The sequence below is a fragment of the Vibrio sp. 1562 genome, assembly GCF_033340155.1.
GTDB classification, from domain to species: domain Bacteria; phylum Pseudomonadota; class Gammaproteobacteria; order Enterobacterales; family Vibrionaceae; genus Vibrio; species Vibrio alginolyticus.
Map to the genome: position 1 here is coordinate 1 of NZ_JAWOVY010000185.1, position 868 is coordinate 868.

Here is an 868-nt window from a genome sequence, read left to right on the forward strand (position 1 = left end):
CGACTTGGAAGTACGAACGAGACCTTACTGCCTACACCGCCTTCACTTTGAATTTCCAGGTGTGAGTCATGATGGCTCAACGCATGTTTCACAATTGCCAACCCTAAACCACTGCCACCCGTATCGCGTGAACGTGCTTTATCAACTCGGTAGAAACGCTCTGTCAGTCGATGCAAGTGTTGTGGCTCAATACCATCACCACTGTCTTCAACTTCAAGGCACGCACCTTGTGCGGTTTGATACCAACGAACATGAATATTGGCTCCCGGAGGAGTGTACTTCACTGCGTTGTAAACAAGGTTGGAGATCGCGCTGCGCAATTGGTCATCATCTCCAAGCACGCGAAGGCTAGTATCGACATCAAACTTGAGTTTATGTTGGTCATCACCACTTAAGCTGATCGCTTCTTTCTCTAAGACTTCAAGCATTGCTGGCACGTTTACGACATCTTCCAACTCATGCATCGGCGCGGCTTCAATCTTAGATAAGGTAAGAAGTTGATTCACTAAGCTGTTCATGCGGTTAAGCTGCTCCGTCATCACCCCATGCGCTTTAGTCCACATCGGGCCGACGATCATGTCTGGGTCTTCCGTCATCTCCAGATAACCTTGTAGTACGGTCATCGGAGTGCGTAGCTCATGAGAAACGTTGGCGAAGAAGTTACGACGCATTCCTTCGAGTTGCTTAAGTTGGCTCACGTCACGCACCACCATCAGGTGTTCACCTTCCGTGTAAGGCACGATACGCAGTTCTAACATACGTTCGACATTCAACGGCGAGCGCATTTCTAGCGGTTCGGAGAAATCTTTTTTATTGAGGTACTTTATGAAATCTGGAGTTCGAATCAGGTTCGAGATAGGTTGACCGG

At 48.4% G+C, this 868-nt stretch carries 1 protein-coding gene; it reads right to left on the reverse strand.

What is annotated here, in order from left to right:
• Positions 1 to 868, reverse strand: an 868-nt coding sequence (gene phoR, locus R7Z49_RS24040; protein WP_318112236.1) for a phosphate regulon sensor histidine kinase PhoR, incomplete at both ends; no start/stop codon positions are given.